This window comes from Xanthomarina sp. F1114 (assembly GCF_026410255.1).
GTDB lineage: Bacteria > Bacteroidota > Bacteroidia > Flavobacteriales > Flavobacteriaceae > Xanthomarina.
Genome location: NZ_JAPMLL010000005.1, coordinates 82,640 through 101,952 on the forward strand (window position 1 = coordinate 82,640; position 19,313 = coordinate 101,952).

The 19,313-nt window shown below is 31.9% G+C and carries 15 protein-coding genes; 6 read left to right on the plus strand and 9 right to left on the minus strand.

Annotation, left to right across the window (positions count from 1 at the left end; translation table 11 throughout):
• Positions 1-33 precede the first annotated feature (33 nt).
• Genes OS188_RS05240 through OS188_RS05255 form a run of 4 tightly spaced genes read right to left on the minus strand, consistent with a single transcriptional unit; the run spans position 34 to position 5,559 of the window.
• Entirely contained in the window at positions 34-1,497 is a 1,464-nt protein-coding gene (locus OS188_RS05240) for a lipopolysaccharide biosynthesis protein (protein WP_267147777.1), read from the minus strand.
• The gene (locus OS188_RS05245) at positions 1,485-2,777 is read right to left on the minus strand and encodes a glycosyltransferase family 4 protein (protein ID WP_267147778.1); all 1,293 of its coding nucleotides are present in this window, start codon (positions 2,775-2,777) and stop codon (positions 1,485-1,487) included. The genes OS188_RS05240 and OS188_RS05245 overlap by 13 nt, the downstream gene beginning before the upstream one ends.
• A 29-nt stretch (positions 2,778-2,806) precedes the next feature.
• Positions 2,807-5,242: a YfhO family protein gene (locus OS188_RS05250; RefSeq protein WP_267147779.1), complete on the minus strand. Its 2,436-nt coding sequence runs from the start codon at positions 5,240-5,242 to the stop codon at positions 2,807-2,809.
• Positions 5,243-5,271: 29 nt separating this feature from the next.
• Entirely contained in the window at positions 5,272-5,559 is a 288-nt protein-coding gene (locus OS188_RS05255) for a DUF4834 family protein (protein WP_267147780.1), read from the minus strand.
• 189 nt (positions 5,560-5,748) lie between these two features.
• Between OS188_RS05255 and OS188_RS05260 the strand changes: the two genes are divergently transcribed.
• Positions 5,749-6,735, plus strand: coding sequence for a transporter (locus OS188_RS05260; protein WP_267147781.1), 987 nt, complete (start codon positions 5,749-5,751; stop codon positions 6,733-6,735).
• Between the two features lie 18 nt (positions 6,736-6,753).
• Positions 6,754-7,875: a GTP cyclohydrolase gene (locus OS188_RS05265; RefSeq protein WP_267147782.1), complete on the plus strand. Its 1,122-nt coding sequence runs from the start codon at positions 6,754-6,756 to the stop codon at positions 7,873-7,875.
• 55 nt (positions 7,876-7,930) lie between these two features.
• Here the strand turns inward: OS188_RS05265 and capB are convergent, their stop codons facing one another.
• The 3 genes from capB to OS188_RS05280 form a co-directional block, all read right to left on the minus strand.
• On the minus strand, positions 7,931-9,190 hold the full coding sequence (capB, locus tag OS188_RS05270; protein ID WP_267147783.1) for a cysteate-C-fatty acyltransferase: 1,260 nt from the start codon (positions 9,188-9,190) through the stop codon (positions 7,931-7,933).
• A 126-nt stretch (positions 9,191-9,316) separates the two neighbouring features.
• Positions 9,317-10,363: a cysteate synthase gene (capA, locus tag OS188_RS05275; protein ID WP_267147784.1), complete on the minus strand. Its 1,047-nt coding sequence runs from the start codon at positions 10,361-10,363 to the stop codon at positions 9,317-9,319.
• A gap of 68 nt (positions 10,364-10,431) precedes the next feature.
• Positions 10,432-12,492 carry a S9 family peptidase gene (locus OS188_RS05280; protein ID WP_267147785.1) on the minus strand — a complete coding sequence of 687 codons (2,061 nt, stop codon included), beginning with the start codon at positions 12,490-12,492 and terminating at the stop codon, positions 10,432-10,434.
• 84 nt (positions 12,493-12,576) lie between these two features.
• On the opposite strand from OS188_RS05280, the gene OS188_RS05285 reads away from it, so the two are divergent.
• On the plus strand, positions 12,577-12,900 hold the full coding sequence (locus OS188_RS05285; protein ID WP_267147786.1) for a YbaB/EbfC family nucleoid-associated protein: 324 nt from the start codon (positions 12,577-12,579) through the stop codon (positions 12,898-12,900).
• Positions 12,901-12,976: 76 nt separating this feature from the next.
• Here the strand turns inward: OS188_RS05285 and OS188_RS05290 are convergent, their stop codons facing one another.
• Both OS188_RS05290 and OS188_RS05295 read right to left on the minus strand, forming a co-directional pair.
• Positions 12,977-13,915, minus strand: coding sequence for a hypothetical protein (locus OS188_RS05290; protein WP_267147787.1), 939 nt, complete (start codon positions 13,913-13,915; stop codon positions 12,977-12,979).
• Between the two features lie 28 nt (positions 13,916-13,943).
• Positions 13,944-14,969 carry a threonine aldolase family protein gene (locus OS188_RS05295; RefSeq protein WP_267147788.1) on the minus strand — a complete coding sequence of 342 codons (1,026 nt, stop codon included), beginning with the start codon at positions 14,967-14,969 and terminating at the stop codon, positions 13,944-13,946.
• 95 nt (positions 14,970-15,064) lie between these two features.
• Here OS188_RS05295 and prfB point away from each other — a divergent pair.
• The 3 genes from prfB to OS188_RS05310 all read left to right on the plus strand — a co-directional run bounded on the left by prfB (position 15,065) and on the right by OS188_RS05310 (position 19,179).
• A protein-coding gene (prfB, locus tag OS188_RS05300; protein ID WP_267147789.1) for a peptide chain release factor 2 occupies positions 15,065-16,175 on the plus strand; the annotation gives its coding sequence in 2 pieces (ribosomal slippage) (positions 15,065-15,127 and positions 15,129-16,175; 1,110 coding nt in all).
• A 68-nt stretch (positions 16,176-16,243) separates the two neighbouring features.
• Positions 16,244-16,585 (plus strand): arsenate reductase (glutaredoxin), encoded by a 342-nt coding sequence (gene arsC, locus OS188_RS05305; protein WP_267147790.1) that lies wholly within the window; start codon positions 16,244-16,246, stop codon positions 16,583-16,585.
• A gap of 128 nt (positions 16,586-16,713) precedes the next feature.
• Positions 16,714-19,179, plus strand: coding sequence for a TonB-dependent receptor (locus tag OS188_RS05310; RefSeq protein ID WP_267147791.1), 2,466 nt, complete (start codon positions 16,714-16,716; stop codon positions 19,177-19,179).
• The last annotated feature ends 134 nt before the right edge of the window (positions 19,180-19,313 follow it).

Consider the following 19,313-nt stretch of genomic DNA (forward strand, 5'->3'; position numbering starts at 1 on the left):
TGCCTCAAAGCAACTTTGTGGGATTTTCCTTTTTTACTTTTTATAGATTCTAAAAATCTTATTTAATAAAGTAGAAATATCATCAGATAAATTAAGTGTATAAACCAAAGCTCCATAACTAATGGTAATAAGTGTACTTTTTAGAGCAATATTTACTATAGGATGAAATGGAAAATCCCAAAAATAAAACACGCCTAAACCTACTAATAACAGTACAATAACTTTTACTGTATTAACAGAAAAAGGAAGCATTCTGAATTTAACATACACAAACATTATTTTTGAAATATTATAAAATAAAATAGCAATAAATGTAGCAAAGGCGGCTCCATTAATTCCGTAAATAGGAATAAATACTATATTTAAAACCACTGTTAAAACAGCTAATAAAACTCCTAAAACAAGAACCATTCGATAATAATCGCTATTAAAAAGAATGGCATTATTATTCCCCAACAAACTATCTAACAGCTTTGTAATTCCAATTATAAAAACAACTATCAACCCATCCACATAGTTTTCATTAATTAATTTATATAGTTCGTTAATATTTAAAATAATTATAAGAAATATAAACGCCGAAATTATGAATAAGGTTAAGGAGCTTTTTTTATAAAGAATCTTTAATTCTGTTTTATTTTTTTCGTTTAATAACTTAGCAGTTAATGGGTTTACAATTTGATGCATAGACCTATATGGCACACCAATTACTGTAGCAATATAAATAGCTACACCATAGTAAGCTACGTTTTCAATGGCTTCGTAGCGATTAATCATAAATTTATCTATTTCTAGAATGACGTTCGCTACAGAACCTGCAATAATTATTAAAGTGGTGTATTTTAAAATTGCGTTAAGATTCGGAATTCTTCCAAATTTTAACTTTGGAAAACGAAGACTAAAAGCATATAACTTCATCACAACCAATCGAAGTATATAAGCGCCAACAATACAATTAATAAACTGATCTACTGTTAGATAATCAGCATATAATAATAGCAACAAAATGGTTGTGCAGACTCTATGAAATACTTCTTTCATAAAGTTACCAAATACCGTTTGCATTTGAACTTTAGACCAAGCATAAAAAACTTCAAAATATGCAAAGCTAATGGCTGTAATATAGATAAGCCAAACATAATCTGCTACAATAATATTGTCTCCAGCTAACCAGGAACTGATAAAGGAAAATGCAAAGTATCCTATTAGTCCAAAGGGTATAATTACCAATAAAGGTAAAAATAACATTAGGGTTAAAAAGCTATTTTGAGATTGTTTTGTTTTAAAAGAAGAGTAGAATTTTATAATAGTATTATGAACTCCAAAAGCCATAAGTGGCATCATAATATTAGCTGTTGAAAGTAAATAACCTACCAAACCGAAGTATTCATCACTTAAAAAAGAAGTATATAGAAATAGCACATTTATAGCTCCAATTCCAAAGCCTAAATAAGTAACAAGTGTATTTTTTATCGATTGATTTACTACAATTCCCATAAAATCAATTTAGATAAAGATTCGGTTAAAGCTTTTCGACTATACTTTTGTAATCCAATAGCATGAGATTTTAAATTTCCTTCTTGATATGATTTATAAAAAATTAAGAGGGTCCTTTTTATGGCATCGTGATCTTGATAATTAAAATAGGATCCTGTATTGGTTTCTTTTATAATAGTTTCAATATCTGAATCTTTTGGACCAATAGCTAAAATAGGTCTGTTAGAAACCATATACTCAAACAGTTTCCCAGGAATAATACATTTTGTTTCCTCAGAATCTATTTCAATTAACAATAAAACTTGAGATTTTTTTTGAAATTCAATCGCCTTATTATGTGTTACATAACTATGATTATTTATATAAGAACTTAAACCATATAATTTTAAAGATTCTAATACATCTGCACTAACTGAACCTATAAAATGAAGTTCTAAATCTTTAGCAAAATCTGCATGCTCCTCTATAAGTTCTTTTAAAACTTGCCAGAGTACTTCTGGGTTTCGTTTAGACAATAAAGAACCAATATGGGCTAAAGTAAACTTTTTATCGAGTGGTGGATTCCCAACCGAGTTTCTATCGTAACCATTAGTAATTACCAAAATGGGCTTGTCTGTAATATTTGAAAACTCCTTTTTTGTTACTTCGCTAGTCACTATAATTTGATTGGCCTTTTGAAGAACTTCTTTTTCTAACGCCTTGTGTTTCTGTTTAGCGTAGTTAGTCAGTTTTAATTGTTTATGATATCCTATAGTTGTCCAAGGATCTCTAAAATCTGCTATCCATTTAACTCCTGAACTTTTTTGTAATTCGAGCCCAATAAGATGCAAACTATGTGGAGGTCCTGTTGTAATAACAGTATCTATATTATAATCTGATATATAGGTATCCAAATATCTAAATGAAGGCTTTACCCAACTCTTTCTGGCATCTGGAATAAAAAAGTTTCCGCGTACAAAAAGCAGTAATTTATCTATAGTTGATTGTTGTTTTTCCTTTGGAATAATCCCTTTACTTATAGTCTTGGACTTGGATTTAGATAAAAATCCTGCAAATCTATAAGGTTCTTTTATGGGTTGTTTTAGGATAGTAATATTATCTGAAACTTCCGCTAAAAGAGTTTCATCTATAATAGGATAACTGGGATTTGATGGTACATATACAACTGGTTCTATACCAAATTCTGGTAAATATTTCACAAACTTCAACCAACGTTGCACTCCTGGACCTCCAGCTGGTGGCCAATAGTACGCGATTATAAGAACCTTGGTTTTAGTCATTTTTACAGTCGTAAAGTCTTAGAAAGAGTTTAAGCTTTATCTTCCTTCTTAAAATTATAAAACAAACCTCCAATAAGCAATAAAACAAATACTATAGAGCTTGCCAAAGCAATATTACTACCGGTTTTAATAACCTGTGGTTCGAATTTAAATTCTATGTCATGATTTCCTGCAGGAATATGCATCCCTCGTAAAACGTAATCTACACGTGTATGTGGACTTAATTGTCCATCTATATAAGCATTCCAACCATCTTTATAATAAATTTCCGAAAACACAGCAAAACCATCAACAGCACTAGAAGATTTATATTTTATGTAATTAGGCTTATAGGTTTCAACTTTAATCGTAGCTGTAGTATCTATCATAATATCTTCCTTTAAGAAAGAAGCATATTCATTATCAGACATCATAACCGCTACTTTTTTAGTATCTAAACTATCAAGAGCTTTTATTTCTTCGTTTGCCGAGTTAACAAACCTAATATTTTCAACAAACCACGCATTTCCATTGGCATCTGGATTGGTGTAAGGAAACGGCTTTCCTTCTTCATCTTCGGCAATAATATACTTGGTATTCAACATGTTTAACACGTCGATATTATTTTTTGAAATATAGAAATCATACAATTCATCATAACGCTTTAATTTGGCTGCATGATAACCCGATAAAGAATTGTAAAAATAAGAAGCTTTCGCCGGAGCTCTAGAAACCAAATCGAAGACTCTAAAGTTTTCAGGATCTTGCATGATGACTTTATCAACTTCAGTAGCTTGATACGGTTTATTCATTCTAATTGATGGCACAAAAGAATCGTTGTTAACATAGCGTCTATCTACGCCAACTAAGTCGATTAAAATAAAAACGGCAAAGGCTAAAATAACCTTGGTTTCTGAAAGTTTCTTTTTCAAAAACAAAAAGATGGTTCCGGCAGATAGAAGTACTAAAACTAAGGTTCTAAACGTATCTGCCGTAAAAAAGGCTTTTCTATCTGCAATTAAGGCGTCCATAAATTGTTGTCCAAAATTCTGACGATAGTAACCATCGCTTCCTCCAACAAAATTAAATAAGGTAGATTTAAATACTAAGAAAACTACAGCCAACCCAGCCGTTATAATCACCGTATATTTTAAGGCTTTTAGTTTTTCTTCTTCTTTATTAAAATTATTAAAAAGCTTTACAAGTCCGAAAATAGCTAAAACAGGAATACATAATTCTAAAATGACCTGAATGGAACTTACAGCTCTAAATTTATTGTAAAATGGTACGTAATCTATAAAAAAGTCTGTTATAAACTTAAATGGCTGACTGTCTCCATAAGATAAAATTAAGGATAATAAACTCCCTCCTACAAGCCACCATTTTAAACGGCCTTTTACTAAAAACAGCGCAAATACAAATAAGAAAATTACGACTGCTCCTATATAAGCTGGAGCTTCCACAATAGTTTGTTTCCCCCAATACGTTGGTGTTTGTTTGGTATATTCTCTGGCTTCCAATGGCGGAACCCCTTGCTTTAAAAAGAACTGGTAAGACTCCGAATCCTTTCCAACATCTTCATGACTGCCACCTCCCATAAATCTAGGAATATACAAATTGAAGGTCTCTAATATGCCATAACTATATTCTGTAATATAATCTCTATCAAGACCTGTAGTAATTTCTTTAGGAGAACCATCTGCATTTATGGTTAATTCACTAGGTCCTCTGGTACTTTCTTTGGCGTACTCTTGAGTTGCTAAAATATTTGTTGCGTTAAGTCCGATAGCTAATAAAACCGCTAAAGACAAAACTCCAACAGCTTTAAAGAAATGAGGTAATTCTTGCTTTTTATATGCATCTACTAAATAAGCTAGACCTAAAATTAGCACTAAAAACAACAAGTAATAAGTCATTTGAAAATGATTGGCCACTAATTCTAAAGCCATGGCAACGGCGGTAAGTAAAAACCCAAAAACATAACGTTTTCTAAAGGTTAATAAAATTCCACTTAAAACCAAAGGCATATAAGCAATAGCATGCGCTTTACTATTATGTCCAACTCCCAGTATAATAATTAAATAAGTAGAGAAACCAAAGGCAAGTGCCCCAAGTGCTGCTAATTTATAATCTACTTTTAAAACTAATAATAGAATATAAAAACCTATAAAATAAAGAAAAAGATAATCTGCTGGTCTAGGTAAAAATCGGAGTGTTAAATCCAACTTTTTAATATAATTATTGGGATAATGCGCTCCTAGTTGATAAGTTGGCATGCCACCAAACGCACTATTTGTCCAATAAGTTTCTTCTCCTGTGGCTTGTTTAAAATCCTTTTGTTGCTTAGACATGCCAATATAATGCACAATGTCGCTTTGATAAATAGATTTTCCTTGAAGTACAGGGCTAAAATAAGTTAAGGAAATAATCACGAATCCTATAAAAACAAGGATGTGAGGGAGAAATTTTTTAAATGAAATAGACATGAAAATATGTTATACTATGAAAGCGAAAATTAATCAATTTCTTCGTAATCTACATATTCTCCTACATTTTTATTTGAAGTTGTTCTTTGAGGTGCTTTATCTATAGATACTTCGCCCTCTTTATTTTTTTCTTGCGTAGTTTGTTTAGGCTGTTGATATTGCCCAAACTGCCCGCCAAAACGCTCTTCTGCCTTTTTTGCAACATATTTCATTAATAAAGGCGCAAATAATCGGGATAATATTTTTATTCCATAATAAATTAATAGAATAATTAAAACAACCCTTAAAACGCCCGTTATAGATGCATACTGTAGCATAGATATAATTTTATACAAAAATACGAATCTCCTGATTTAAAAACTGAAATAATTACTTAAAAAAAATATAAAATCTATATATTTGATTCCATCTAAATAGCATAAAACACATATTTTATGTTATTACCATAAGAATCTATAAAAGAGATTGTTATAAAATTAAAAGCTCCAACAAAATATCTTTTACATATGAAACTCTTAAAAACCTATGTATTCCTTTTAGCTTTTGCTTTTACCATAAATGGTTATTCGCAATACACCGAAGTAATTAATTCTAACAGACCTGGCGTATCTCAAAGTGCTTTCTCAGTAGGAACTAACGTCGTTCAATTTGAAGCTGGACCTTATATGCTAAATGAAAAACATCAGCTTCTTGATAGAGATGATAAAAGTTTTGGTGCCGATTTTGCCGTAAGATATGGTTTGTTATGGCCACAATTAGAGCTAAATTTAGAAGGAACTTTTCAATCCACTAAAAGAGAGTATACAAATACAGTTCCAAACGAAAGTAAATTTAGCGATTTTAAAACCTTAACCATTGGTGCTAAGTACTTAGTTTACGATCCTTTTAAAAATGCAGAAGAAGAAAAACCAAATTTATACAGTTGGAAAGCCAACAATAAATTTAAATGGAAATACTTAATTCCTGCTGTTGCAGTTTATGCGGGTGCTAATTTTGACACTAAAGACAACCCTTTTACAGCTGCCGGTATTGAAGGATTTAGTCCGAAAATTATGATTTCTACACAAAATAACTTTTCTGGCGGTTGGGTATTTGTTATGAACTTTATTAAAGACAGAATAGGCACTGACCAATCTGACTTTTCTTTTATTTTAACTCTTACCAAGTCTATAGCAGATCAATGGGCCGTTTTTGCCGAATCTGAAAATATTAGTAGCGACTTTTATGCAGATAATCTTATTCGTTTTGGAACGGCTTATTTATGGACCAGAAACCTTCAGGTAGATGCTGCGGCTACTTTTAACACTAAAGACACACCTTCTGTATTTGGAGTTGCTATTGGAGCTTCTTATCGATTAGACTTTCATAAAGACAAAGAAGAGAAAGATGGCACCTCAGCAAAAGAAGAAATTGAAAGAAGAGAAAATAAAGCTCGTGGAGAGAAGAAAAATAATAGAAAAAAAGAAGATATAGATTTTGACTCTGATCTTTAAATTGATGTTGTTGTACCTATGATTACACTTAAAGAAGTAAAAAACAAAAAGGAATTAAAAACATTCGTAACCTTTCCTTTTCAATTATATAAGAATTCAAAATATTGGGTACCTCCTATTATTTCTGATGAAATGGCAACTCTTAGCTCGGATAAAAACCCTGCATTTCTACACGCCGATGCTCAGTTTTTCCTAGCTTATAAAAATGATAAAATAGTTGGACGTGTTGCTGCCATTCTAAATTGGGCAGAAATTAAGACACAAGGTGTTAAAAAGATGCGTTTTGGATGGTTTGATACTATAGATGATATTTCTGTAACTAAAGCTTTGTTAGATAAGGTTAGCGAAATAGGAAAGACAAATAATCTAGAATTTGTTGAAGGCCCTGTAGGTTTCTCAAATTTAGATAAAAATGGAGCTTTAACTTTTGGGTTTGATCATATCGGAACAATGGCAACTTGGTATAACCACCCGTATTATATTACACATTTTGAAGAACTAGGATATCTTCCTGAGAAAGAATACATAGAGAGCAAATTTCCTTTTAATACTATTCCTGTAGAACGTTTTAAAAGAGTAAATGAAATTATTACCAAACGTTTTAAGTTAAAACCTAGTCAATTTACTAAAACAAAACAAGTGGTTCCGCATATAGATAGTATGTTCGATTTGTTTAATAAATCTTACGCCAAGCTGCCCACATTTGTACCTGTAACCGACGAACAGAGGGATTACTTTAAGCAAAAATTTATCAATTTTATCAATCCAGAATACATCAAGTTTGTTTTTGATGAAAATGATAATATGGTAGCCTTTGCAATTGTTTTACCATCATTCTCTCATGCGCTCCAAGAAGTAAATGGGAAATTATTTCCTTTTGGATTTTTAAAATTATTAAAAGCAAAAAAACATAGTAAAACTGTATTATTTTATTTAATTGGTGTGGAGCCACACTACCACAACAAAGGAGTAACAGCTATAATTTTTAATGAATTTTATAAAACTCTGAAAAAGCAAAATATAGAAACCTGTATCAGACTACCAGAATTAGTAGACAATCTGGCTTCACAGCAAATTTGGAAGGATTTTGATTGTGAAATTATCAAACGACGAAAAACCTTCAAAAAGAAATTGAAATAAAAAAAATCCGATGGTGTTCAGCTATCGGATTTTTTAATATAAACTAAGGTTTATTTTATTTATCTACGGATGCAGTAACAGAAGCAGAAAGCCTCTTATACGTTCCATTTACTAATCTCTCTCTAATTGCTTCAAAAGCATCTAAAGTTTCGGTAACATCGTCTAAAGTATGTGTTGCCGTAGGAATTAAACGCAATAAGATTAATCCTTTAGGAATTACTGGATAAACAACGATAGAACAGAAAATACCATGATTTTCTCTTAAGTCTCTTACTAAAGCCATAGCTTCAGGAATACTACCTTCCAGGTAAACAGGTGTTACACAACTTTGAGTGGTACCAATATCGAAACCTCTTTCTCTAAGTCCAGATTGTAAAGCATTGGTGTTTTCCCAAAGTTTATTTTTTAATTCTGGCATAGTTTTAAGCATATCTAAACGCTTTAAAGCTCCAACAACCAATTGCATTTGCAAAGATTTTGCAAACATTTGCGAACGCAAATTATATTTTAAATAGTCAATTATTTCTTGGTCGGCTGCAATAAATGCTCCTGTACTTGCTAAAGATTTAGCAAAGGTTGCAAAATACACATCAATACCATCTTGAACACCTTGCTCCTCACCTGCACCTGCTCCAGTTTTACCTAAAACACCAAATCCATGAGCGTCGTCCACTAAAAATCTAAAGTTGTATTTTTTCTTTAACTCAACTATTTCTTTTAAGCGTCCTTGTTCTCCTCGCATTCCAAACACACCTTCAGAAATTACTAAAATTCCTCCTCCAGTTTGTTCGGCCATTTTAGTAGCTCTTTCTAAGTTTTTTTCTAAACTTTCAATGTTATTATGTTTATAGGTGAAACGTTTCCCCATATGTAAACGAACTCCGTCAATAATACATGCATGAGCGTCTACATCATAAACTATAATATCATCTTTTCCTACTAAGGCATCAATAGTAGAAACCATTCCTTGGTATCCAAAATTCAACAAATAAGCCGATTCTTTACTTACAAATGCTGCTAATTCTTGTTGTAATTTCTCGTGTAACTCTGTGTGTCCAGACATCATTCTAGCTCCCATTGGATAAGCAGAACCGTATGCAACTCCTGCTTCTGCATCTACCTTCCTAACCTCTGGGTGATTTGCTAAACCTAAATAATCATTGATGCTCCAAGTAATTACATCCTTCCCTTGAAACTTCATTCTGTTCGAGATTTGACCCTCCAACTTAGGAAATACAAAATATCCTTCGGCCTGAGAAGCCCATTTTCCTAATGGTCCTTTATCTCTGTAAATTTTATCGAATAAGTCTTTCATATAAGCTATTAATCATGATTTTAAAGTGCAAAATTAGAGTTTTTAATGCTCAATACATAATCTTTTTTCACACTCTTGTTAACAAAAACATGTTACTAAAATTAGTAACATGCTTCAATATTGTAGTTATTTAATATATTGTATACTTTCTGTTGCTTCTTCGGGTTCATGTAGATGGTCAAAAAAGCCTTGCTCGTTCATCCAAGCATCATTATATATTTTACTCATATATCTAGATCCATGGTCTGGAAAAACAACAACAATATTAGAATCCTCATCAAAGCATTCTTCTTCATTTAATTGTTTTACAGCCTGTAAAGCTGCTCCAGAAGTATACCCAACAAATAGACCTTCCGTACTAGCTATTTCTCTTGCTGTATGAGCGCTCTCTTCGTCGGTAACTTTTACAAACTCGTCTATAACATCAAAATTTGTGGCTGTAGGAATTAAATTTTTCCCTAAACCTTCAATTCTATATGGATAAATTTCTTTTTCGTCGAATTCATGAGTTTCGTGATATTTCTTAATCACAGAACCATAAGCATCAACGCCAATAATCTTAATATTTGGATTTTGCTCTTTTAAGTATTTTCCAATTCCTGAAATTGTACCTCCAGTTCCACTACAAGCTATTAAATGTGTAATTTTACCTTCAGTTTGATTCCAAATTTCTGGACCTGTAGAATGGTAATGTGCATCTATATTTAATTCGTTGAAATACTGATTAATATATACAGATCCTTCAGTTTCTTCATGTAAACGTTTTGCTACTTCATAATAAGATCTTGGGTCGTCTGCTTTAACGTGAGCAGGACAAACATATACTTGCGCTCCCATAGATTTTAACATATCTATTTTATCTGGCGAAGACTTAGAACTAACAGCAAGAATACATTTATATCCTTTTACAATACTAACCATAGCTATACTAAAACCTGTGTTACCAGAAGTTGTTTCAACTATAGTATCTCCCGGTTTTAAAATACCTTTACGTTCTGCTTCTTCTATAATATAAAGTGCAATTCGATCTTTTGAAGAATGTCCTGGATTAAAAGCTTCTACTTTAGCAAAGTAGTTTCCTTTTAATGAAGAAGTTATTTTATTTAGTTTAATTAGTGGTGTATTTCCAACTAACTCTAAAACATTATTAAAAACTTGTTTATTTTTTTCCATACATTATATTTTACGGAAGCTAAAAATATAGCAACCAAAAACCTTGCAAAAATACATAATTTTTTTTACTAACAATGGATTCCTTCCAAATCCAATATAAAAGCATACTCTAAAGCGACCTCTTTTAAGCTTTCAAAACGTCCAGAAGCCCCGCCATGACCCGTTTCCATATCTGTATGTAGCAATAATTTATTTGTATCTGTTTTAAGCTCTCTAAGTCTTGCTACCCATTTTGCTGGCTCCCAATATTGAACCTGAGAATCGTGCAAACCAGTTGTTACTAGCATATTAGGATAATCCTGATTTTTAATATTATCGTATGGCGAATAAGATTTTATATAATTGTAATACTCTTTGTTGTTTGGGTTACCCCACTCGTCATACTCTCCTGTAGTTAAAGGAATCGTGTCGTCCAACATAGTTGTTAACACATCTACAAACGGAACAATGGCTAAAACGCCTTTATATAATTCAGGATTTAAATTAACAATAACCCCCATTAAAAGTCCTCCAGCTGAACCACCATAGGCATAAAGCTGTTTATTTGAAGTATAATTATTTGAAATTAAATGTTTGGAGCAATCTATATAATCGTAAAATGTGTTCATTTTTGATAAAAGCTTTCCATTCTCGTACCAATCGCGACCTAAATACTCTCCTCCTCTAATATGCGCAATAGCATAAACGAAACCTCTATCTAATAAACTTAATCTAACTGTTGAAAAATACGGATCGATGGTCGACCCATAAGAACCGTATGCATAAAGCAACAAGGGATTTCCTGTTTCTTTTTTTAAATCTTTTCTATAAACTAAAGAAACAGGTATTTGCTCCCCATCTCGAGCCGTTACCCAAATACGTTCTGAAGAATAATTCTCCTTTTTAAAACCTTTATCTAAAACTATCTGCTCCTTCTTTACATCGTGCTCTTTAGTCTTAAAATTATAATCTATAACAGAACTTGGGGTGGTTAAAGAATTATAAGAATAGCGCAGATACTCGCTATCAAAATCCGGATTATTTCCTGTGTAGGCTGTATATGTTTCACTCTCAAAAGGAATGTAGTAATCTTCTTTTCCATTCCAACTAATAACTCGGAGTTTATTTAAACCTTGTTCCCTCTCATTAACAACTAAATAATCTTTAAAGATTTCAATATCTTCTAATAGAACGTCTTTTCTATGCGCCAATAAATCTTGCCAAAACTTACTTTCAGTTTCAGTTTCCTTTGTCTTTTGAAGTTTAAAATTTGTTGCCTCACCTTTGTTGGTTAGAATATAAAAATGGTCGTTATAATGCTCTATGGAATATTCCACACCTCTTTCTCTCTTGCTAAAGACCTTAAAATCGCTATTTGGAGAATCGGCATTTAAAATTCTGTATTCCGAAGTAAGCGTACTTGAAGAGCCAATTATAATATATTTTCTAGATTTTGTTTTATACACATAGGTATTAAATGTTTCATCGGTTTCATGAAATACTTCTACGTCTTCCGCAACTTTAGTATGTAGTTTATGTTTAAATACTTTATACGAACGTAAGGTGACTTCATCTTTACGCGCATAAAAAAGCGTTGAATTATCATTTGCCCATGTAATACTTCCGGTAGAGTTTAATATCTCTTCTGAATAAATTTCACCGGTAATTAAGTTTTTAATTTGAATTTTATACTGTCTTCTACTAACTGTATCTGTAGAAAAAGCAGCCAGTGTATTATCAGGGCTTATAGAAATGCTCCCTAAGCTAAAATAAGTATGCTCTTTTGCCATTTCGTTACAGTCGAATAACAGCTCTTCTGGAGCATCTAAAGTTTCTTTTTTTCTGGAATAAATAGGATAGTCCTTTCCTTTTTCAAATCTGATTAAATACCAGTAGCCATTAAATTTATATGGAACGGATTGATCGTCTTCCTTAATTCTTGCCTTCATTTCCTCAAACAATTCTTCTTGAAGCTTTTCAGTATGTTTCATTATACTTTTTGTATAATCGTTTTCGGCACGCAGATAATTTAAAACTTCTTGATTTTCTCTATCGTTTAACCAATAGAATTCGTCCATACGAACATCATTATGCGCTTCAAGTTTTTTAGGAATCTTTTTAGCCTTTGGTGGAAATAAATTGTTTTTCAAAAGTGAAGATTTTTTACTGAATTATTGACGCCAAAAATATGAAAATTAAATAGCTTTGCAGTCTAATTACTAAATTATAAAATTATGTTTGGAGATCTCATGGGAATGATGGGTAAACTGAAAGAAACTCAGAAAAAAGTTGAAGAAACAAAAAAACGTTTAGACACGGTTTTAGTCGATGAAAAAAGTAACGATGATAAGCTAAAAGTTACTTTAACTGCCAACAGAACTATTAAATCTATTAGTATTGACGACAGCTTATTGCAGGATAAAGAAGAATTAGAAGATTACCTAGTTTTAACTTTAAATAAAGCCATTGCAAAAGCGAACCAAATCAACGAAACAGAATTAGCGGCAGTTGCAAAAGATGGCATGCCTAATATTCCAGGTATGGATATGTTTAAATAGGCATGAGGGGATTAGGTGTTAGGGAATTGTCTCAGATTACAGTCGTAGAATTTTTTTAAGATTAAAAATGAAGCTTTTACTTATATCCAAACTTTAATCTAATACCATATTTTTTCTCAATTTCAGATTTCATTTTATCTGTTTGGATAGAACATATTCCAAATTTAGCGCGATCTGTATTCACTTTTTTAAAATCTGTCGATTGTTTACCAAACGAAAAATTAAATTGATAATCGTTGAGTTTTGTCCACGTTTTGCCGCTTACTCGGTATAAAATAGAAACCTTGCCTTTTTGAAAGGCATAAATTATTGCAAACTCTCTGGGATGCATAGCTCCAGATTTTATAGCGGCTACTAATTTTTCTTCTGTTAAATCACTTATAGGATAATCATAATGTAAAAGTGTAACGGTTACTTTAGCGTTGTCTAAATCGCAGTCGTTTATTTTTGAAGCATCATCTGAATTATCAATACCTATGATATTTTCGCCTGGATATGCGTTTTTATCAAGACCTTCTTTAATTTTATAAAAGTTCGAGTAAACAATCCTTTTATATTTCTTACTCCTTTTATTATCTTGTTCTTTTTGAAAGTTTCTATGAAATGCTTTTGATGCGCCAATGCTTATTTTTGATTGGTATTCCATATATAAATCAGGAAATAGTGTTTCTAACTTCTGCCAATTAAAATCGTTTAATTTCTCATTAAAAATCGGAATCTCTTTTAAACATTTAATTTTTACTCCATGTTTAAAAGCTTCTTGTATCCAATCTAGAGCTTTCGATTTGTTATTGTTAATTAGGGAAATTTGAGAAGCAATAATATAATCCTTTGCAAATGCAGGTTTATAATTATTTAGTAATTCATTTAATTGCTTTTCAGCTTTAATAAAATCTTCGTTAACTATAAGCTCTTCAACTTTATTAAATTCTTGATGATATATTAAAAAGTCTGTTTCACTAAATTTATTTTGAAAGCATAAAAAAGTCAAGCAAATTAATAAATTACGAATCATCTGTTTTAGCTTTTAGTTAAACGTGAAATTACAATCTCATGTTTTTCAAAAATATCAAAAAGTGATTATGCATGTCATTAGTATAATCTAAATGCGTCACTATTCTTAACTTACCTTGCCCCATACTACTTATACGAATATTATTATTCTCAAGTGTTTTAAGGAAATTGGAATCGTTTAATTGATCTTGTAGTTCAAAAATTACAATATTAGTCTCCACAGGCTCCACCTTTTTAACAAAGAATAGTTTGCTTAACACGGTTTCAATTTCTTTGGCTTTTTTATGATCTTCGGCCAAGCGTTCTATATTGTTATCTAAAGCATAAATTCCTGCTGCTGCTAAATAACCAACCTGCCTCATACCTCCACCTAGAATTTTTCTAATTCTAATAGCGTTTTCCATAATAGCCTCATCGCCAATTAAAACGGAACCAATTGGACAACCAAGACCTTTACTTAAACACACAGAAATTGTATCGAAAACTTTCCCATAATCTTTGGCAGTTTCATTTTTTGCCACCAAAGCATTCCAAATTCTTGCTCCATCTAAGTGAAAGCCGAGATTATGTGTATTACAAACTGTTCTTATTTTTTTTAATTCTTCAAAATCCCAGCATGCGCCACCTCCTCTATTTGTTGTGTTTTCTATTTCCACCAAAGAAGTTAAAGGACTGTGGTAAAAATCTGGCGGATTAATAGCTTCAATAACCTGTTCTGCAGTAAACATGCCACGGCTCCCATTTATTAACTTACATGAAACGCCACTATTAAAAGAGGCGCCTCCACCTTCGTAATTATAAATATGTGCGTCTTTATCGCATATAACTTGGTCTCCTGGTTGGGTATGTAATTTTATAGCTGTTTGGTTAGCCATAGTTCCCGATGGAAAAAACAAGGCTTTTGGTTTTCCAAACATCTTAGCTAATCGTTCCTCTAGAGCGTTGACTGTTGGGTCTTCTTTATAAACATCGTCACCAACCTGAGTATACATCATAGAATCCAACATCTTTTTTGTTGGTTTAGTAACCGTATCGCTTCTTAAATCTATTTTCATTATTTAAGTATTAGAGTATAAAACTATAAAATTAAATCAAGTAATATTTTATCTGCCAGTTTTAAATTTTACTTTTGTAAAAACTACAATATAGAATGATTACTTCCGATCAAATAAAAGATCTTAATACACGTCTAAGTTCGCTTAGACAATATCTTTGACATAGATGCCAAACTAATTGAAATTCAAAACGAAGAAGAACAAACTTTTGCACCTACTTTCTGGGATGATTCTACAGCTGCCGAGCTTGTAATGAAATCTATTAGAAATAAGAAAAAATGGGTTGAAGATTACCAAAAGGCAGTCACTTTAGTTGAAGAGCTTGAAATTATTTACGAATTCTATAAAGAAGACGAATCTACTCTAGAAGATCTAGAAAACAGCTTTAATAAAGCAATAAATCTAATTGAAGATTTAGAGTTTAAAAACATGCTCTCCGAAGAAGGAGATAGTTTAAGTGCAGTGCTTCAAATTACTGCTGGGGCTGGTGGTACTGAGAGTTGCGACTGGGCAAGTATGCTTATGCGTATGTATTTAATGTATGCCGAAAACAGTGGATTTAAAGTAAAGGAACTTAACCATCAAGAAGGTGATGTTGCCGGAATAAAAACAGTAACTTTAGAAATTGAAGGCGATTATGCCTTTGGTTGGTTAAAGGGCGAAAATGGTGTACATAGATTAGTTCGTATCTCTCCATTTGATAGCAATGCAAAACGCCATACTAGTTTTGCCTCGGTTTATGTTTACCCTTTAGTTGATGATACGATAGAAATTGATATAAATCCAGCCGATATTGAAATAACCACAGCTCGTTCTGGTGGTGCTGGAGGACAAAATGTCAATAAAGTAGAAACAAAAGTAAATCTGGTTCATAAACCTTCAGGAATTCATATTCAATGTTCAGAAACACGTTCGCAACACGATAACAGATCTAGAGCTATGCAAATGCTTAAATCTCAATTATATGAAATTGAACTCAATAAACAATTGGCACAACGTCAAGATATTGAAGCAGATAAAATGAAGATTGAATGGGGAAGTCAGATTAGAAATTATGTGATGCATCCTTATAAATTGGTTAAAGATGTACGATCTGGAAAAGAAACTGGAAATGTCGATGACGTTATGGATGGAGATATAGTTCCCTTTTTAAAAGCCTATTTAATGATGATGGGACAAAAAACTGAAGACACAAATCAATTGTAAACAATAACTTATTTTTCGTTTTAACAAAAATATAAAACAAAGATTCCCGCTTTCTCGGGAAAATAATTATGATTAAAATTTATCACAATCCACGTTGCAGCAAATCCAGAAGCGGACTTGAAATAGTTGAAAAATCTGGAAAAGAATTCGAGGTAATTCCTTATTTAAAAAATCCGCTTACAAAAGAAGAGTTAAAAGAGGTGGTAAAACTTTTAAATATTTCTGCAGACGCTTTAATTAGAAAAAACGAAGCAGATTGGAAAAACAACTTTAGAGGTAAAGATTTAACAGAAGATCAACTTATAGAGGCCATGATAGCGTTTCCAAAACTTATAGAAAGACCCATAGTCGTTAATGGTAAAAAAGCGGTTATAGGAAGACCTCCTGAAAAAATCTCAGAAATTCTTTAAATTCTTTAAATTCTTTAAAAAGTTTCAAATTACTAGAAATTTGGAGCTTTTTTTATTTAACAAACATTTAACCAAACACAACTAAACCAAATTCTATTTTTGCAGTCATATATTGCAAAAATACAACCATGAATAAACTTTTATTAGCTTCTTTTATTATTATTACTTCCATTTTTACTGCCCAAGCACAAAAAGATGTAGTTATTACTGGAAAAGTTCTCGAACAAAACACAGGTCAACCTTTAGAATATGCAACAGTTGCATTCTTTAGTAAAGCCGAAAACAGAATAATAACTGGTGGTATTACCAGCGAAAACGGAGAATTCAGTATTCCTGTAGCACCTGGTACTTACGATGTTTCTATTGAATTTATTTCGTTTAAGAAACAAATTATCCCAAATCAAACACTTTCAAAAAGCCAGAATATTGGAATTATTCGTTTAGAAGCTGATACCCAAGCTTTAGATGAAATAGAAATTATTGCCGAAAAAACAACTGTCGATATCAAATTAGACAAGAAAATATACAGTGTTGGACAAGACCTTACGGTTCGCGGTGGAAACGTAAGTGATGTTCTAGACAACATTCCATCTGTATCTGTAGATGTAGAAGGAAATGTAGCCTTAAGAGGTAACGAAAACGTGAAAATTTTAATAAACGGTAAGCCTTCAGGCTTGGTTGGAATTAATTCGACAGATGCTTTACGTCAATTACCTGCAGAATCCATAGAACGCGTAGAGGTTATTACTTCCCCATCTGCAAGATACGAAGCAGAAGGAACTGCTGGAATCTTAAATATTATATTAAGAAGAAGTAAATTACAAGGGTTTAACGGAGCAATAACAGCAAATGTTGGTCATCCAACGTCTGCCGGAATTTCTGGTAATATAAATTATAGAACTGGTAATGTTAATATCTTTAATACAACCAGTTATGACTATAGAGAGGTACCAGGTAATTCGTCCTCTTATACACAATACTTTAATGTAAAAGAAGATGATTTTGGGAATCTTATTGATTATCCTGACACCTATTTAGACGAAAGTAATGAGTACGATAGAGTTAGAAAAGGATTAAGTACAAATTTTGGTGTAGAATGGTATATTACAGATTCTGCTTCGTTAACTGGTGCTGTTTCTTATAGAGATGGTGATAACGAAAGGAATACAACAAATACTTTAATTCAGTTAGATGAGAATCAACAATTTATTTCACAAAACAACCGTTTTGATCCTGAACAGGAAGATGATAAAGTATTACAATACTCTTTAAACTTCAATAAAAACTTTGATGATAGTGGTCATAAATTAACCATGGATTTTCAATATGAGGATAATACAGAAGATGAATATTCTAAAGTATTACTTGAAGGAGTAAACACAGAGAAAGTTGCTACTCTTGAAGACCAAAGTCGTGTTTTATTACAAGCCGATTATGTTTTACCCATTGGTGAAAATAGTCAATTTGAATTTGGATATCGAGGAAACTTTAAAGACCAAGATACAGACTACACAGTTGAACTTCTTGATTTTGATACCAATCAATTTGTTGTTAACGACTCGTTAACCAACTTTATGAATTACCGTGAATACGTCAATGCTGCATACACACAATTTGGTAGTAAAATAGGTAGTAAATTTTCATATTTATTAGGTCTAAGATATGAAAGCACACGTGTTACTATAGACCAACCAACAAGTGGAGATTATAGTAGAAATAATTATACAGGCTTATTTCCTACAGTAAACTTAAGTTATGAGTTTAGTGATGAAGAAAATGTAACTCTGGGTTATAGCCGAAGACTTAGACGTCCGTGGCCTTTCTTTCTAAATCCATTCCCTTCACGTTCTAGTGTAACCAATGTTTTTAGAGGAAATCCAGAATTAGCTCCTAGTTACTCAGGACTATTTGATTTAGGGTATTATAAGAAATTTGGTAAAGTATCTTTAAACACATCTGCTTATTACCAACATGCAACAGATGTATTTAATTTTGTAAGTTATGATACAGGAGTTCCTGTTGACGTGAATGGTCAAGAGTTTACAATTATTGAACGTACACCAATTAACCTAGCTGAAGAAGACAGATACGGATTTGAATTTACAGTAATTTATAGACCTATTCCAAAATGGAATATTAATGCAAACTTCAATATTTATCAACAATCTTTAACTGGAGAGGCTCCAAACGGATTGTCGTTAGACAATAAAAGTACGAGTTGGTTTGCTAGGTTAAACAGTAAATATACTCTACCAGGAAAAGTAGATTGGCAGACTAGTTTAAACTATAGAGGTCCATCTGAAGATGCTCAAAACAAAAGAGATGGTAATTTCTCTGCAAACATGGCATTTAGTAAAGATATCTTTAACGAAAACGCTTCAATAGCCTTGAATATTAGTGATTTGTTTAATTCTAGAAAACGTATTATGGAAACAACTACTCCAACGTTTCATGGCAATTCAGAGTTTCAATGGAGAGAAAGAAGTATTAACCTATCGTTTACATATAGATTCAATCAACAAAAACAACGTCAACATCGTCAACAAAGAAATAACAATGGCGGTGGCGGAAGTGATATGGAGTTTGAAGGATAAGACTTTAGAAGAAAAAATAATATAAATTAAAAGAGCTATCTGTTACGGGTAGCTCTTTTATTATGTGTTATACTTATGAAGAATTACATACCTTGTAGAATTTACAGTTAAATTTAGTTCTAAATAAGATTATT

Coding starts and splice junctions, on each gene's coding strand:
- OS188_RS05240 (WP_267147777.1), bottom strand. CDS start 1,497: ATGGGAATTGTAGTAAATCAATCGATAAAAAATACACTTGTTACTTAT.
- OS188_RS05245 (WP_267147778.1), bottom strand. CDS start 2,777: ATGACTAAAACCAAGGTTCTTATAATCGCGTACTATTGGCCACCAGCT.
- OS188_RS05250 (WP_267147779.1), bottom strand. CDS start 5,242: ATGTCTATTTCATTTAAAAAATTTCTCCCTCACATCCTTGTTTTTATA.
- OS188_RS05255 (WP_267147780.1), bottom strand. CDS start 5,559: ATGCTACAGTATGCATCTATAACGGGCGTTTTAAGGGTTGTTTTAATT.
- OS188_RS05260 (WP_267147781.1), top strand. CDS start 5,749: ATGAAACTCTTAAAAACCTATGTATTCCTTTTAGCTTTTGCTTTTACC.
- OS188_RS05265 (WP_267147782.1), top strand. CDS start 6,754: ATGATTACACTTAAAGAAGTAAAAAACAAAAAGGAATTAAAAACATTC.
- capB (WP_267147783.1), bottom strand. CDS start 9,190: ATGAAAGACTTATTCGATAAAATTTACAGAGATAAAGGACCATTAGGA.
- capA (WP_267147784.1), bottom strand. CDS start 10,363: ATGGAAAAAAATAAACAAGTTTTTAATAATGTTTTAGAGTTAGTTGGA.
- OS188_RS05285 (WP_267147786.1), top strand. CDS start 12,577: ATGTTTGGAGATCTCATGGGAATGATGGGTAAACTGAAAGAAACTCAG.
- OS188_RS05290 (WP_267147787.1), bottom strand. CDS start 13,915: ATGATTCGTAATTTATTAATTTGCTTGACTTTTTTATGCTTTCAAAAT.
- OS188_RS05295 (WP_267147788.1), bottom strand. CDS start 14,969: ATGAAAATAGATTTAAGAAGCGATACGGTTACTAAACCAACAAAAAAG.
- arsC (WP_267147790.1), top strand. CDS start 16,244: ATGATTAAAATTTATCACAATCCACGTTGCAGCAAATCCAGAAGCGGA.
- OS188_RS05310 (WP_267147791.1), top strand. CDS start 16,714: ATGAATAAACTTTTATTAGCTTCTTTTATTATTATTACTTCCATTTTT.